This is a genomic window from Ornithinibacillus bavariensis, assembly GCF_018333235.1.
Taxonomy (GTDB): Bacteria; Bacillota; Bacilli; order Bacillales; family Amphibacillaceae; genus Ornithinibacillus; species Ornithinibacillus bavariensis.
Window position 1 is genome coordinate 712,635 of record NZ_BORP01000001.1, and the last position, 16,178, is coordinate 728,812.

The window sequence follows — 16,178 nt, forward strand, 5'->3', positions numbered from 1 at the left end:
ATAATTTTGACCGGGAAAGGTGTTAAGAATGATTAATAAAAATATTTTACTTGGAGTTACTGGAGGAATTGCAGCATATAAGGCATGTGCTCTGACTAGTAAATTACAGCAACAGGGTGCAAATGTGAAAGTAATCATGACAGATAATGCAACAAAGTTTGTATCCCCACTTACATTCCAAGCCTTATCACGGAATCCAGTATACACGGACACATTTGATGAAAAGGATCCTGAAAAAATAGCACATATTGATTTAGCAGATTGGGCAGATATTATCATCTTAGCTCCGGCAACAGCTAATATTATTGGGAAATTAGCAACTGGTATTGCGGATGATATGATTTCCACCACTGTCTTAGCAACAAAAGCTCCTATCTATATTGCTCCAGCTATGAATGTGAATATGTATAACCATCCATCCGTAATCAAGAATATGAAAACTTTAACGGAATATGGTTATCATTTTATTGAACCTGGGTCAGGGTATTTAGCTTGTGGCTGGGTTGGTAAAGGAAGGCTGGAGGAACCTGAAACCATTATCCAGGTAATTCAATCACATCAAAGCAATGGTAATTTACTAGCTGGAAAAAAGGTACTAATCTCTGCTGGGCCAACTAGGGAGAAAATTGATCCTGTTCGTTATTTTTCCAATCGTTCTACAGGGAAAATGGGGTTTTCTCTAGCTGAAGCAGCTGCTGAATACGGTGCAGAGGTTACACTCGTTACTGGTCCAGTATTTTTAGATACTTCACATAAAAACATTAAACGAATCAATGTTACGACAGCTGAAGAAATGTATCAAGCAATGCTGCGTGAATTTCCTTGCAACGACATTGTAATAAAATCTGCTGCCGTAGCTGATTATCGACCTAAGGTAGTCTTTGATGACAAAATAAAAAAACAAGCTGGTAGTATTAAATTTGAAATGGAACGAACGAAAGATATTCTAGCAGAACTAGGAAGCAAAAAAACACATCAATTCCTAGTGGGGTTTGCTGCCGAAACCCAAAACGTTCTTGAATATGGAAAGGAAAAATTACACCGGAAGCACTTAGATGCTATCGTGATAAACAATGTGAGTCAAGAGGGCGCAGGATTTGAAAGTGAGACGAATATTGTGACCTATGTCAATCGTAACCATGAAGAATATCAGATTCCTGTCGCTTTAAAAAGTGAGGTCGCCCGACAATTACTACAATTAATATGGAGAGATATGAAGGATGAGGAAGCGTGAATATAGCAAAGGTTATCGTTGATGTCCAAGCGAAGGCCATCAATCAGACATTTGATTATTTAATTCCTGAAAAATTTCGTGATATCCTCTCTGAGGGGATGCGGGTTATCGTACCTTTTGGACCTAGGAAAATAACCGGTTTTGTTGTTGGGAAAAAGGAAGAGTCAGAATTTGAACAGCTAAAAGAAATAATTGACGTGTTGGACATCAATCCCGTTTTAACTGAGGAATTATTAGAGCTAGGAAAATGGGTGGCAGAAGACACATTGACCTTATATATTACTGCATACCAAGCAATGCTACCACAGGTGCTAAAAGCGCAATATAAAAAAGAACTAATTCGCAATACAGATGAAGAATTAGCCCATGAATTAGAGTTTTTATTTGCAGGTCGGGATGTAATTCGTTATGAGGAATTTGTTCAATCGACCGTTCCTTATACAACGCTTAGGAATGCTATCCAAGATGGAGCTATTTCAATTAATTATCTAGTTAAATCAAAGGTAACGAAGAAAGTTATTACGTTTATAGAGCCTAACAAGGAAGCACATCTACTGGAAGAGGCATTTATGGATTTATCACCCTCTGCAAAGAAACAACGACATGTACTTTCCTTTTTTCTAGAGTTTCCAGAGCCAGTTGAGCAACAAAAGTTATATAACTTAACTAATACGAATCGGGCAGTTATAAAAGCGTTGGTTGACAAGGGTATCTTAAGGGAATACAAAAAAGAGGTATATCGGAATCCGTATGATGACACTTCATTTGAGAAGACATTACCACTACCATTGACGAAACAACAGGAAATGGCTTTGCATCCTATTATAGAGAAGATTCATAATCATAAGCATGATGTGTTTTTAGTTCATGGAGTTACTGGGAGTGGTAAGACAGAAATCTATTTGCAGGCGATTCAAGAAGTAATAAAGCAAGGTAAAGAAGCAATTGTTCTTGTACCCGAAATTTCGCTCACACCACAAATGGTCAAAAGGTTTAAAGGTCGTTTTGGAAGTGATGTTGCTGTCATGCATAGTGCGCTTTCGAATGGAGAGAAGTACGATGAATGGAGAAAAATACATGCGAAGGAAGTAAAAGTAGTGGTTGGTGCAAGGTCCGCTATTTTCGCGCCTTTTGAGAATTTAGGAATTATAATAATTGATGAAGAGCATGAAACAACTTATAAACAAGAGGATCAACCAAGGTATCATGCTAGAGATGTGGCAATAAAACGCGGTCAATATCATGAGTGTCCAGTAGTGCTTGGAAGTGCGACACCAACCTTGGAGTCTTATGCACGTGCCAAAAAAGGAGTATATCAGTTAGCAACCCTTGATAAACGGACAAATAATCAGGCTTTGCCCAAGGTCGAAATTGTTGATATGCGTAATGAGCTGCACGAAGGGAATCGTTCGATGTTTTCTATAGCTTTAAAAAGGGAGATGGAGAGTGGGATAGAACGTGGTGAACAGATAGTATTACTATTAAATCGTAGAGGATATTCAACATTTGTAATGTGTCGTGATTGTGGTCATGTAAAACGATGTCCACATTGCGATATAGCCTTAACGTATCATAAAAATAGTAATCAATTAAAATGCCACTATTGTGGATATGAGGAGAGAATGCCCCATCTTTGCCCAGAATGTAATAGCGAGTCTATTCGTTATTTCGGAACTGGTACACAACGGGTAGAAGAAGCACTAAACCAATTAATGCCACATGCTAGAGTCATTCGAATGGATGTAGATACTACAAGGAAAAAAGGAGCCCATGAAAAATTATTAAAGCGGTTTGCCAATAAAGAAGCTGATATTTTACTTGGAACCCAGATGATAGCAAAAGGTCTCGATTTTGCTAATGTCACTTTAGTTGGTGTTTTAACTTCTGATTCGATGCTCCATCTGCCAGACTTTCGATCTAGTGAAAAAACATTTCAGTTACTAACTCAAGTCAGTGGCCGTGCCGGTCGACATGAGTTATCTGGAAAGGTTATTGTTCAATCATACACACCTGACCATTACAGTATCCAATTAGCAAGTGAGTACGATTTCGAAAAGTTTTTCCTGTATGAAATGCAAATTCGAAAGAAATTTAGATATCCACCTTATGTGTATTTAGCATTAATAACAGTATCCCATCAAAACCACGTAAAAGCTGTCCAAATTACAAGTCGTATCGCACAGCTTCTTTTAAAAGTTGTGGGAAAGGATACAATTGTATTAGGCCCAACACCTTCTCCAATTGCAAGGATGAAGGATAGATATCGCTACCAATGCATGATAAAATACAAAAATGAACCGGAGCTAAGATCAACTATTAAAAAAGTGATGGATTTATATGCAGACGAAATGCGGAAAGAGGATCTATCCATCACTGTTGATATGCAGCCTTATCACCTAATGTAGAAAGAGGTATGATGATGAAACGAATTGCTTTTATGGGAACACCGGATTTTTCAGTTCCAATTTTAAATTCACTTATACATTCAGAGTATGAAGTAGTTTTAGTGGTAACACAGCCAGATAGACCGAAAGGAAGAAAAAAGGTTATCACATCACCACCAGTTAAAGTAGAAGCTGAAAAACATGGAATTCCAGTCTTTCAGCCGGAAAAAATACGTCATGAATATGAGGAGATTCTATCCTATAAGCCCGATATTATTGTTACAGCGGCATTTGGGCAAATATTACCTAAAGAACTTTTGGAAGGACCTAAGTTTGGCTGTGTTAATGTTCATGCATCCCTTCTTCCAGAGCTTAGAGGTGGGGCTCCGATACATTACGCGATAATGGAAGGTAAGAAGGAAACGGGAATCACGATTATGTATATGGCAGAGAAATTAGATGCTGGAGATATTTTGACGCAACGAAGTATCCGAATAGAGGTTAATGATCATGTTGGAACGATGCATGATAAGCTCTCTATTGTTGGTGCAGAGCTCTTAATGGAAACTTTACCGAAGCTATTTGCCGGGGAGATTACGGCTGTAAAGCAGGATGAGGAAAAGGCTACCTTTGCTGCCAATATTAAGCGAGAGCAGGAAGAAATAGACTGGAATAAAGCCAATAATGAAATTTATAATCATATTCGAGGGTTACATCCATGGCCGGTCGCTTTTACAACTTATGCTGGTCAAACAATGAAAATTTGGTGGGGTGAGCCTATTGATAAGCAGTACAGTGGAACCCCTGGTATGGTTGTAGAAAAAGAGCCTACCAATGAAGCATTTATCGTAATATGTGGTAATAATAAGGGAATTCGCATTACCGAAATACAACCTGCAGGAAAAAAGCGAATGTCTGTTAAGGATTATTTGCAAGGATCCGGTGACCGGATAAAAGTAGGAATGAAATTGGGAGAATAACATGGATAAATACTTGCTAAGAAATACTGCAATTGACTTATTACTCCGTATTGAACAAGACAATGGATATAGCCACTTACTTATTAGTCATGAAATGAAGTCTAAGCATATAGCACCTAAGGATGAGGGATTATTAACCGAAATTGTATACGGAACTACAGCACGAAAGATAACTTTGGATTATTATATTAATAATTTTATTAGTCAAAAGAAAAAACTGAGGCCATGGGTACATACATTGCTTCGTATGTCCGTTTATCAAATGATTTATTTGGATAAAGTTCCAGACCATGCAATCATTCATGAAGCAGTTGAAATTGCTAAACAAAGAGGTCATAAAGGAATCGCATCTTTAGTGAATGCTGTCCTTCGAAATATTCAACGAAGTGGGGTACCAGATACCAATACAATCACAGATGATGTGAAGCGATTATCGGTGGAAACCAGCCACCCAGAATGGTTAATTAAACGATGGATGAATCATTATGGCTATGAAACAACGAGAGAAATGTGTCTAGCAAATCTACACCATAAACCGATTTCAATTCGTGTCCAACCGATGAAAATAACTAGGGAACAGGCCATAGACATTTTAAGAAAAGAAGGATATGAAGTATCTGAATCTATGTTTTCTCCGCAAGGAATTATTATTGAAAAAGGAAACATTCTAAAGTCCTCCCTCTTTAATGAAGGCATAGTTACTATTCAGGATCAAAGCTCGATGCTTGCAGGGGAAATGATTTCTGTAAAGCCAGGTCAGACGGTATTGGACGCATGTAGTGCTCCAGGTGGAAAGGCAACACATATTGCTGAGAAAATGGAAGACAAAGGCGTCATATATGCACATGACTTACATGAAAAGAAAATCAAGCTCATTCAAAATAAGGCGAAGGAGCTCAATATTACCATTATTAATGCTAAAGCTTGGGATGCTAGAAAATTACAGGAATGCTATGAACCGAATACATTTGATCGAATTTTAGTGGATGCTCCATGCTCTGGATTGGGAGTCATGAGAGGAAAGCCTGATATAAAATATAACAAAAAAGAGTCAGATATTGAAAAACTAGCTGAAATACAGCAGCATATCTTAGCTAACGTTTCCCCGTTGTTGAAGATAGGTGGCTTGTTACTATATAGCACATGTACGGTTGACTCAATGGAAAATGAAGATGTTGTCAATAAATTTTTGAAATCACACAAGAACTTTGAAATTGATAAACACTTTTTTGCTGAACTATCTAATGAGTTACGTCATTCGTTAGGGGTTTCCGAATACGGATTGCAGCTTTTTCCACAAACCTATCAAACCGATGGATTTTTCTTAACAAGATTGAAGCGTAATAAATAGTTATTTTCGTAATAAAAGTTATAGAAAAAAATATTCTTATTTGGCAATTTGTGTAATACTTATATACAAATATTAGGTGTTGCTAGATTTAAGGGGTGGAACAATGGAAGGACACTTTTGGACCGACAGAGGTCAGGTCAGAAGTCATAATGAGGATGCAGGTGGAATATACCAAAATAATTTAGGTCAGTATCTTGCCCTTATTGCTGACGGTATGGGGGGACATCAAGCTGGTGATGTTGCTAGTGGGATGGCTACTACTATACTTGAAAAAAAGTGGTTAGACAGTGAGGGGATTTCCTCGCCTGAGGAAGCGGAAGAATGGTTAAAGCATGCCTTACAAGAAGCTAATACTGCCATCTACCACCATTCCTTAGAGAAGGAAGAATGTCAAGGTATGGGAACTACTATTGTTGTCGCAATATGTACATCAGAATTTATCACTGTGGCCCATATTGGGGATAGTCGTTGTTACTTATATAATGAATATAGTTTTAAACAAATAACAGAGGACCATTCTTTAGTCAATGCACTTGTTCAATCCGGACAGATTTCAAAAGATGATGCACTTGTTCATCCACGGAAAAATGTTGTCCTTAAGGCCCTTGGAACAGGTGAATCTGTTGAACCCGACATCCAAACCATTAGCTGGGAGGCTTGCGATAGAATTTTACTTTGTTCCGATGGCTTGACCGATAAGGTACGAGACCAAGAACTAGCAGAATTTATGAAGTCTTCTAATAAGCTAGCTGATGTTGGCACACGACTAGTAAATTTAGCGAACGAGCGTGGTGGTGAGGATAATGTTTCAATAGTTATTCTACAGCATGATTCCACCGAGGAGGAAGGTGAAACATCATGTTAAAAGGTCACTTACTGGATGAACGTTACCGAATAATTGAAAAAATAGGTGGAGGCGGGATGGCAGATGTCTACCTTGCTGATGATACTATTTTAGATCGTAAAGTAGCGATAAAGGTATTACGATTAGAATATGCAAATGATGAAGAGTTTATTGCAAGATTTGATCGAGAAGCTCAATCTGCTACAAGTCTTTCCCACCCAAACATTGTTTCGATTTTTGATGTTGGAGAAGAAGACCAGATCCTTTATATGGTAATGGAATATGTTGACGGAATGACACTGAAGGAATTTATTCAAAAGTATGGTCCACTTGATGTTACTGAGGCTATTAATATCATGAAGCAAATTACTGCTGCGATTACCCATGCCCATGAAAATGGTATTGTTCATCGTGACATAAAGCCGCAAAATATATTAATTGATACATATGGTCATATAAAGGTAACGGATTTTGGTATTGCTATAGCATTAAGTGCTACATCTCTTACACAAACAAATTCAATATTAGGCTCTGTACATTACTTGTCCCCTGAACAGGCAAGGGGAGGGCTGGCAACTAAAAAGTCAGATATATATTCTTTAGGAATTGTATTATTTGAAATGCTAACCGGTAGATTACCATTTTCTGGACAATCGCCTGTCTCTATTGCTTTAAAACATTTACAAAGTGAAACACCATCCGTACGTAATTATAGTCCAGATGTTCCACAGAGTGTGGAAAATATAGTATTAAAGGCCACCGCCAAGGATCCTTTCCATCGGTATAATACAGTTTATGATATGGAAGAAAGTTTAGAAGTAGCTCTTTTACCTGAAAATTTAAATGAACCTAAATATGTTCCTCCAGAGGAAGTAGGAGAGGAAACAAAAGCAATCCCAATAATAACTGAGAGTAATTTAGCTAATCTTCACCAAGACACGATTGTTCACCAAACAAATGGTGAGACGAAAAAAGTTACACCTGGACAGGCTCCAGATGGGGCCATTAAAAAGAAAATTAAAAAGAAAAAGAAACGAAATAAAAAATGGCTTATTATTTCCATTGTATTGTTTGCCTTATTAGCCATTCTTTTGGTGACTGCTCTTGTAATTTCTGCTACAAAGCCTAAGGATGTCAAAATTCCTGATGTAATAGGCTGGGAATTTAGTGAAGCAGAGGAAGAATTAGAATTAAATAAATTAAAGGTAGCGAAAGAAGAGGTTATTTCGAATGATGTGGAGGAAGGGTTAGTTGTAAGAACCGACCCAAGGCCAGGTAGAACTGTTAAAGAGGATTCCACAATTACTGTTTTTGTAAGTAAAGGAAAAGAAAAAATAGAATTTGGTAATTATGTTGGACAACAAATTGAAGACGTAAAGAGAATTCTTGATGCGAAAAAGTATAAGGCCGTCATTGTATATGAAGAATTTTCTGATCGTCCTGTAGGAGAAATTTTAAAGCAGATTGAGCCTGAGCCAGGGGAAGAGGTAATCCCTGAAGAAACATCGGTGATCTTCGAAGTGAGTAAAGGAAAAGAGCCAATTAAGTTAAATAATTTAGAAGGATTAACTGAGGCTGAAGCTCGTGAATATCTCGAGTCTAATGGTCTTAGAGTAAGTGTGAAAAAGGAAAATTCCGAATCAGTTCCTATGGGCCACGTTATTAGACAAGATCCCAATGCAAATTCAGAGGTAAATGAGGGAGACACTGTAGTTGTTTATATCTCAATAGGACCTAAGGAACTACCCCCTAGGTCTCATACGGTACAGCTATTTATTAAATATACCGGAGATGACAATAACAATGAAGAAGATCACGAAAATAAACAACCAAGTCCACAAAAGGTAAGAATATATATAGAAGATATGGTACACAAGGATATTGCTGTCGTTTATGAAGAGTTTACAATTACTGATGATGTACAGCGAACAATTGATTTAAAGGTAGCTCCTAAAAGTACAGCAAGGTACCGTGTCTTACGAGACGATGAAGTAATTTATGACGAAACGATTCCATATGAAGAAGGTGAATAAATGCCAGAAGGCAGAATAATTAAAGCTTTAAGTGGATTCTATTACGTACAATCAGATGAAGGAATTTTTCAGTGCAAAGGTAGAGGAGTATTCAGAAAGAAGAATATAACACCACTTGTTGGAGATTTTGTCTCATTCGATATTCGAGAGGAAAGTGAAGGGTATATTACAGAAATAGAGCCTAGGACGAATGAATTAATTCGTCCCCCTATTGCGAATATCACACAGGCATTTATTGTTAGTTCTGCAGTAATGCCAGATTTTAGTACAACTCTACTTGATCGATTCCTTGTCCATATAGAAGCAAAAGGAATAAAACCAATTATTTTCATTACTAAAATAGACTTATTGACAGAAAAACAGTTGAAAATGATAGAAGCGTACAAAAAGGATTACGAAAACATCGGATACCAGGTTGAGTTGTTCTCATCAAAGGAACCACAAACAGTTGAAAATGTAACGAAATACTTATCCAATCATGTTACTGTAATAGCAGGTCAATCTGGTGTTGGTAAATCTTCTTTAATAAATTCACTTCGTCCGGATTTATTATTACAAACTGCAGATATTTCTAAAAGCTTAGGACGTGGAAAACATACGACAAGACATGTTGAATTAATTGAGATCTATCGAGGGTTAGTTGCAGACACTCCTGGATTCAGTGCTTTAGATTTTGAACATATAGAGGCTATCGAATTGTCCGATTGTTTTCCTGAAATTAGAGAGCTTCATGACCAGTGTAAATTTAGAGGATGTCTGCACGCAAAGGAACCGAAATGTGCAGTAAAAGCTGCAGTAGAAGAACATAGAATTCCAAGCTATCGCTATGAGCATTACATTAGTTTTTTGGAAGAAATACATTCAAGAAAGCCGAGGTATTAACATGGTAAAAATAGCACCTTCAATCTTATCAGCAAACTTCGCTAAGCTTGGCGATGAAATAATAGACGTAGATAAAGGAGGAGCAGACTACATACATGTAGATGTAATGGATGGAAATTTTGTACCGAATATTACCATTGGACCATTAATTGTGGAAGCTATTAAACCAATAACAAGTCTTCCACTTGATGTTCATTTAATGATTGATAATCCAGATTTATATATTCCAGTATTCGCAAATGCTGGTGCATCCATTATTACTGTTCATCAAGAAGCAACGGTGCACTTACACCGGACGATTCAGTTAATAAAAAGTAACGGAGTAAAAGCGGGAGTTGCACTAAATCCAGGAACACCAGTTGAAATGATTAAGGATGTATTAGGTGAAATAGATCTAGTTCTTATCATGACAGTAAATCCTGGCTTTGGTGGACAATCCTTTATACCATTTACAATTGATAAAATTAAGCAAATTGCCGAGTGGCGGGATCAATATGGCTTTAATTTTGAAATCGAAGTAGATGGTGGTGTTAATACGACTACTGCTAAGAGCTGTGCACAAGCTGGAGCAGATGTATTAGTAGCAGGTAGTGCAGTCTATAATCAAAATGATAGAGAACAAGCAATCCTACAGATTCGCCAAGCTGTAGAAAAGTAGGGAAAAGTGTATGAGTACTGTAGCAATCGTTGGAAATGGACCTCTTGAAAATATACCTGACTTAGCTCTCTATCGGGATGCGGTTAATATATGGATAGGTGCTGACAGAGGTGCATTAACTATTTTGGAGCATAAGCTTCAACTCGATTATGCACATGGAGACTTTGACTCTGTTTCTGATATAGATAGAGAACGGATAAAAAACAATGCGAACTATTTTCAAGAATATCCTATCGAGAAGGATAAGACGGATCTACAGATTGCACTTGAACATGCTTTATCCCTTCAGCCAGATAGAATCTATATTTTTGGGGCGACAGGTGGTCGTCTAGATCATATGCTAATTAATGTGCAATTACTAAACATTGTTGTGAAACAACAGATTAACGCTATTATTATTGATAAACAAAACAAAATCGAATGGACATGTCCCGGAACTTATACGATCGAAAAGGACGAAGAATATGAGATGATTTCGTTTCTTTCGATGACAGAGGAAGTTCGAGGATTGACCCTGACAGGGTTTTACTATCCATTAACAAATCATACTATTAAAATGGGCTCAACTCTTTCCATATCTAATCAATTGATTTCAAATTATGGTACTTTTTCGTACGATAAAGGCATAGTATTAGTTGTAAGGAGTCGTGGTTAAAAATACGACTCATGGTAAGCGTGTTGGATATGGAGGAGGGCGAACTCATGAAATTTTATACAATTAAGCTCCCTAGAGTAGTCGGAGGATTTGTACGTGTAGTAATTGGAATTTTTAAAAGAGAGAAGTAATCAACCCTTTGCTTTTGTCGTTATTAGGCAGAAGCAATTTTTTTGGAAAAAGTACAGGCATAAAAATTTTATACGAAGTACACGGGTCCGATGTTACTCTAAACTAAAAAATAAGGATTAGGAGCGCGGTAGCTTGGTAAAACCTTGCATTGTTTTCTTCGTCTGTTGGGTCTTTTCCTTCTAGAGCTAACATTCTTGGGATATTAGCCTTTTTACCAATCACAGTCCGAAAAATATTTTAGTTTCTCCTCTTGAGCTATTAAAATAGTGAATAAACGAAAAAAGCACCCTGTTTAAAAGGGTGCTTTTGGCTAATAACTAATGTAACAGTATATTATACGCGTTCTACTTTACCTGATTTAAGAGCGCGTGCAGATACATAAACACGTTTAGGTTTTCCATCTACCATAATACGAACTTTTTGCACATTAGCTTTCCATTTACGCTTGTTGGAATTCATAGCGTGAGAGCGTTGGTTTCCACTGCTAGTTTTACGACCAGTTACAACACATTTTCTTGCCATGGTAATCCCTCCTACTCTAACAAATGTCTTTGAATACTTATACAATTTACCACAAGTAAGAGATTATTGCAATAAGTATATAAAGAAATATCACTTGACAGAATTAATGGAATCGTTCATTGTAATAAGAGGCGAAAACGTTCGCCCTATCCATTTCTTGCTAAATTTTATAGCCATAATTAGGAAAGTATATAAAGAGATTCAACGACCGTAAAGTGCAAAAATGTATCGCTTGTAGTAAAATATCCTTAAGATCAAGGAACCTAAAGGAGGATAATTATGTCCATTGAGTTGAATACAAAAGACGGTCATGTAACCATTACAAATGACGTAATTGCAACGATAGCTGGAGGAACCGCAGTCGAGTGCTATGGTATTGTCGGAATGGCTTCTAAAAGCCAAATTAAGGACGGTATAGCGGAAATACTGCGAAAAGAAAACTATTCACGAGGAATTGTGGTTAGACAGGAAGATAACGCACTACATATTGATATGTATATCATCGTTAGCTATGGAACGAAAATATCTGAGGTTGCGCATAATGTTCAGTCACAGGTTAAATATACATTGAGTAAAACACTTGGACTAGAAATCGATTCTGTCAATATTTACATACAAGGAGTACGTGTAGCAAAAGACTAATTTTGCTCACCGGTTTAAAGGGAGGAACTATTGTGGCAGTACAAAAGCTAGATGGCAAATTATTTTCCCAAATGGTACTCGCTGGAGCACACCATTTAACGAATAATGCCAAGAAAATTGATGCGCTAAATGTATTCCCTGTACCAGATGGTGATACAGGTACGAATATGAATTTATCCATGACCTCAGGCGCAAATGAGGTAAAGAAACAAAAGTCTGATAATATCTCTGAGGTTGCCGGAGCCTTTTCAAAGGGTCTATTAATGGGTGCTAGAGGAAACTCAGGTGTTATTCTTTCACAGATTTTTAGAGGCTTTGCAAAGGGAATGGATAATAAAGCTACATTAACAACACATGATTTAGCGGTTGCTTTCGATTCAGGTGTCCAAACTGCATATAAGGCTGTAATGAAACCAGTTGAGGGAACTATTCTAACCGTCGCAAAGGATGCCGCAAAGAAAGCTGTAGAAGTAGCAAGAAATGAAGATGATGTCATTACACTAATGGAAATGGTACTCAAAGAAGCAAAAGCATCATTAAAGCGCACACCAGATTTACTTCCAGTCTTAAAGGAAGTAGGAGTGGTGGATTCAGGTGGTCAAGGACTTGTTACAGTATATGAGGGCTTCTTGGCAGCGCTAAAAGGTGAAGAGCTTCCGGAAGAATCTGATATAGTTGAAATGGATGATTTAGTAAGTGCAGAACATCATCGTTCTGCACAGGACTTTATGAATACAGCTGATATTGAATTCGGTTATTGTACGGAATTTATGGTTAAGTTTGAAGAAGAAAAATTAAAAGAACATCCTTTTGATGAAACAGCTTTTCGTAACGAGTTAAGTGGACATGGTGATTCTTTACTCGTTGTTTCGGATGATGAAATTGTTAAAGTGCACGTTCATACAGAGTATCCAGGTAATGTGCTAACAATAGGACAGCGTCACGGTAGCTTGATTAATATGAAAATTGAGAATATGCGTGAACAGCATACTGCTATTGTCGGTGAACAAAAAGCAGCTACAAAGCCAAAGGAAAAAGCGGAATTTGGCATCGTAACAGTTGCAATGGGTTCAGGGTTGAAGACTCTATTTGAAAGTCTTGGTGCCACTGTGGTTATTGAAGGTGGACAAACTATGAACCCTAGTACACAGGACATTGCAACTGCTATTGAAAAAGCATATGCAAAGAATGTCGTTGTATTACCAAATAATAAAAATATTGTTATGGCTGCAGAACAAGCAGCTGATGTAGTAGATGTAAATGTTGCAGTGGTTGCAACAAAAACAATCCCACAAGGAATTAGTGCGTTATTAGCTTTCCACCCAGAAGAGGACTTGGAGGCCAATAAAAATAATATGACTGAAGCAAGTTCTCATGTTAAGACCGGCCAAATCACGTATGCAGTAAGGGATACGCAAATTGATGGAATTCATATTGAGAATGGTAACTTCATGGGAATTAATGATGGAAAAATTGTTACCTCCCATAAAGATCGATTTGAAGCAGTAAAAGAGCTCTTCAAAGATTTGATTACGGAGGATGACGAGATTTTAACTATTCTGTATGGGGAAGATGTTGACGAAGCAGAAGTGAATCAGCTTGTAAGCTTTGTCGAAGAAAATTACGAAGAAGTTGAAATCGAAGTTCATGACGGTAAGCAACCAATTTATTCGTATATTTTTTCAGTGGAATAAGGAAAAAAGCGTAACTACCTATAGAGTTATGCTAGACAATAAAAAAAGATTCACCATGACAAATGGTGAATCTTTTTTTATTTATATTCCAGTTATCTTCAATACAAAATCGCAAATAAATAAGAAAGATATAATGATTATAGCCATTGACAGATCCTTCTTTTTACCTAAGGCAATCTTCACGATAGGATAAGCAATAAAGCCAAATGCCATTCCATCTGCAATGCTGTACGTAAATGGAATCATTACAATAATTAGAAATGCTGGTATAGCTTCAGATAAATTATCTAATGGTATGTGACGGATATTTTGTACCATGATAAAACCAACGATAATTAATATCGGGCTGATCGCTGCATTAGGAATCATCGAGATCCATGGAATAATGAATATGGTTGCTAGGAATAATCCACTTGCAACTAGAGCTGTTATTCCAGTCCTCCCTTTTGATGCAATCACTGCTGCATTTTCCGCTGCGGATACAGTAGGGGATGTCCCAAAGAATGCGCAGGTTAAAGTCGAAATCGCTGTTGCACGATAACCAGCACCGTACGACTCTTCACGATTTAACATGGTAACCTGTCCATTTATAAGTCCCATATTTTCAAAAATCAGTATCATTGCTAAAGGAAAAACTGCAAGCCAAAATGACAAGTCACTAATAGCGGTAAATGATGGTACGTAAAGTAAAGAAGTAGAACTAATATCAATAGTGTTTCCTCTAGGCTCTAGAATACCAAACAAGGAAGCTAATATAGTTCCAATTACCATCGTAATTAGAAAATTAGCAGGAACATTTTTCACAAACAAAAATATCGCGATAAAAAGCGTAATTAGACTCACAAGAATAGCAGGTGAGCCGAAGTCACCAATTGCAATAATTGTGTTCGTTCCATTGTGAATCAGTCCACTTTTTTCTAGTCCAATTAAGATTAAGAAAAATCCTAAACCAACACTAATCGCATGCTTCAACGAATCGGGAATTGCTTCTTTTAATAGCGTTCCCAGTTTCGTAAAGGCAGTAACTAAAAAGATTAACGATGCAATTAGTACTACTAATAGTCCTTCTTGGAAGGTTAAACCATTTCCTTGAATAATAGAATATGCGAATAGTGCATTAATTCCCATACCTGGTATGAGGATTAACGGTAATCTTCCGATAATACCCATTAGGACTGTCCCTATAAAACTAGCTAAAATGGTAGCGATCATTCCTGCTTGTAACGTGATACCGGCTTCACTGAGGATAGACCCATTAACAACCACGATATAAACCGTTGTTAAATATCCAATCACTCCTGCAATTATTTCATTTCTGAAGGATGCCCCATTATTTCTTGAAAATAAAGGCATGTAAATCTCCTCAAACTAACTATATCCCTCTCCCACCCGACTATAGAAACATTTACTATAAATTTCTACAATCCATGAATGATTATTATAATAGTTTTTGTTATAATTTACAATAGGCTTCACATTTGAGATAAAGGCGGTGCATTTATGAAATATAACTCCGTATTCGATATTATTGGCCCTGTTATGGTAGGACCTTCTAGTTCTCATACAGCAGGTGCTGCAAGAATAGGATTAACAGCTCGTCGTTTATTTGGTAAAGAACCAAAATGGGCAAAAATTCATTTATATGGATCATTTGCAAAAACCTATCAAGGTCATGGAACTGATTTTGCTCTTGTAGGTGGATTACTAGGCTATGAAACAGACGATACACGAATGAGTAAAGCGTTAGATGCTGCAAATGAGAAGGGAATCGCTATCAAATTTATTGAGGATAGTGCTAAGACAGATCATCCTAACACTGTTCGATTAATTATTGGTGACGATAAAGAAAGCTTGGAAATAGTCGGTATTTCTATTGGTGGAGGAAAGATCGAAATTACCGAATTAAATGGCTTTGAGCTTAGACTTTCTGGCAATCATCCAGCAATTCTGATTATGCATAATGACCGTTTTGGAGCAATTGCTTCTGTAACGAAAATATTAGCGAAACATGAGATTAATATTGGGCATATGGAGGTTAATCGTAAGGATGTCGGGAAAGAAGCGTTAATGGTTATTGAAGTCGATCAAAATGTGGATGATACGATATTACTAGAATTAGAAGAAGCAGATCATATTATACAAATTTCAAAGATTGTTAGCTAGGGGG

The 16,178-nt window shown here is 37.1% G+C and carries 15 protein-coding genes; 13 read left to right on the forward strand and 2 right to left on the reverse strand.

Translation table 11 applies throughout. The features are described from left to right. Nucleotides 1-28 precede the first annotated feature (28 nt). The 10 genes from coaBC to spoVM all read left to right on the forward strand — a co-directional run bounded on the left by coaBC (nucleotide 29) and on the right by spoVM (nucleotide 11,152). On the forward strand, nucleotides 29-1,234 hold the full coding sequence (gene coaBC, locus KI338_RS03595; RefSeq protein WP_212919589.1) for a bifunctional phosphopantothenoylcysteine decarboxylase/phosphopantothenate--cysteine ligase CoaBC: 1,206 nt from the start codon (nucleotides 29-31) through the stop codon (nucleotides 1,232-1,234). After that, entirely contained in the window at nucleotides 1,231-3,639 is a 2,409-nt protein-coding gene (gene priA / locus KI338_RS03600) for a primosomal protein N' (protein WP_212919590.1), read from the forward strand. The genes coaBC and priA overlap by 4 nt, the downstream gene beginning before the upstream one ends. A gap of 14 nt (nucleotides 3,640-3,653) precedes the next feature. Beyond that, nucleotides 3,654-4,598 carry a methionyl-tRNA formyltransferase gene (gene fmt / locus KI338_RS03605; protein ID WP_212919591.1) on the forward strand — a complete coding sequence of 315 codons (945 nt, stop codon included), beginning with the start codon at nucleotides 3,654-3,656 and terminating at the stop codon, nucleotides 4,596-4,598. A gap of 1 nt (nucleotide 4,599) precedes the next feature. Beyond that, on the forward strand, nucleotides 4,600-5,949 hold the full coding sequence (gene rsmB, locus KI338_RS03610; RefSeq protein ID WP_212919592.1) for a 16S rRNA (cytosine(967)-C(5))-methyltransferase RsmB: 1,350 nt from the start codon (nucleotides 4,600-4,602) through the stop codon (nucleotides 5,947-5,949). Between the two features lie 103 nt (nucleotides 5,950-6,052). Beyond that, nucleotides 6,053-6,814 carry a Stp1/IreP family PP2C-type Ser/Thr phosphatase gene (locus tag KI338_RS03615; protein WP_212919593.1) on the forward strand — a complete coding sequence of 254 codons (762 nt, stop codon included), beginning with the start codon at nucleotides 6,053-6,055 and terminating at the stop codon, nucleotides 6,812-6,814. Next, nucleotides 6,808-8,826 (forward strand): Stk1 family PASTA domain-containing Ser/Thr kinase, encoded by a 2,019-nt coding sequence (gene pknB / locus KI338_RS03620; protein WP_212919594.1) that lies wholly within the window; start codon nucleotides 6,808-6,810, stop codon nucleotides 8,824-8,826. The genes KI338_RS03615 and pknB overlap by 7 nt, the downstream gene beginning before the upstream one ends. After that, on the forward strand, nucleotides 8,827-9,708 hold the full coding sequence (gene rsgA / locus KI338_RS03625; RefSeq protein ID WP_212919595.1) for a ribosome small subunit-dependent GTPase A: 882 nt from the start codon (nucleotides 8,827-8,829) through the stop codon (nucleotides 9,706-9,708). Nucleotide 9,709: 1 nt separating this feature from the next. Beyond that, nucleotides 9,710-10,366, forward strand: a complete 657-nt coding sequence (gene rpe, locus KI338_RS03630; RefSeq protein WP_212919596.1) for a ribulose-phosphate 3-epimerase — start codon at nucleotides 9,710-9,712, stop codon at nucleotides 10,364-10,366. A 10-nt stretch (nucleotides 10,367-10,376) separates the two neighbouring features. Continuing rightward, nucleotides 10,377-11,021 (forward strand): thiamine diphosphokinase, encoded by a 645-nt coding sequence (locus tag KI338_RS03635; protein ID WP_212919597.1) that lies wholly within the window; start codon nucleotides 10,377-10,379, stop codon nucleotides 11,019-11,021. A gap of 47 nt (nucleotides 11,022-11,068) precedes the next feature. Further along, nucleotides 11,069-11,152: a stage V sporulation protein SpoVM gene (spoVM, locus tag KI338_RS03640; protein WP_212920039.1), complete on the forward strand. Its 84-nt coding sequence runs from the start codon at nucleotides 11,069-11,071 to the stop codon at nucleotides 11,150-11,152. Between the two features lie 334 nt (nucleotides 11,153-11,486). Here spoVM and rpmB read toward each other — a convergent pair whose 3' ends face one another. After that, nucleotides 11,487-11,675 carry a 50S ribosomal protein L28 gene (gene rpmB, locus KI338_RS03645; RefSeq protein ID WP_212919598.1) on the reverse strand — a complete coding sequence of 63 codons (189 nt, stop codon included), beginning with the start codon at nucleotides 11,673-11,675 and terminating at the stop codon, nucleotides 11,487-11,489. Nucleotides 11,676-11,954: 279 nt separating this feature from the next. On the opposite strand from rpmB, the gene KI338_RS03650 reads away from it, so the two are divergent. Beyond that, the gene (locus KI338_RS03650) at nucleotides 11,955-12,317 is read left to right on the forward strand and encodes an Asp23/Gls24 family envelope stress response protein (RefSeq protein ID WP_212919599.1); all 363 of its coding nucleotides are present in this window, start codon (nucleotides 11,955-11,957) and stop codon (nucleotides 12,315-12,317) included. Nucleotides 12,318-12,349: 32 nt separating this feature from the next. Further along, nucleotides 12,350-14,011 carry a DAK2 domain-containing protein gene (fakA, locus tag KI338_RS03655; protein ID WP_212919600.1) on the forward strand — a complete coding sequence of 554 codons (1,662 nt, stop codon included), beginning with the start codon at nucleotides 12,350-12,352 and terminating at the stop codon, nucleotides 14,009-14,011. 81 nt (nucleotides 14,012-14,092) lie between these two features. On the opposite strand, the gene KI338_RS03660 is transcribed toward fakA, so the two are convergent. Beyond that, on the reverse strand, nucleotides 14,093-15,364 hold the full coding sequence (locus KI338_RS03660; RefSeq protein ID WP_212919601.1) for an NCS2 family permease: 1,272 nt from the start codon (nucleotides 15,362-15,364) through the stop codon (nucleotides 14,093-14,095). Nucleotides 15,365-15,511: 147 nt separating this feature from the next. Between KI338_RS03660 and sdaAB the strand changes: the two genes are divergently transcribed. Then, nucleotides 15,512-16,174, forward strand: a complete 663-nt coding sequence (gene sdaAB, locus KI338_RS03665; RefSeq protein WP_212919602.1) for an L-serine ammonia-lyase, iron-sulfur-dependent subunit beta — start codon at nucleotides 15,512-15,514, stop codon at nucleotides 16,172-16,174. Nucleotides 16,175-16,178: the final 4 nt, after the last annotated feature.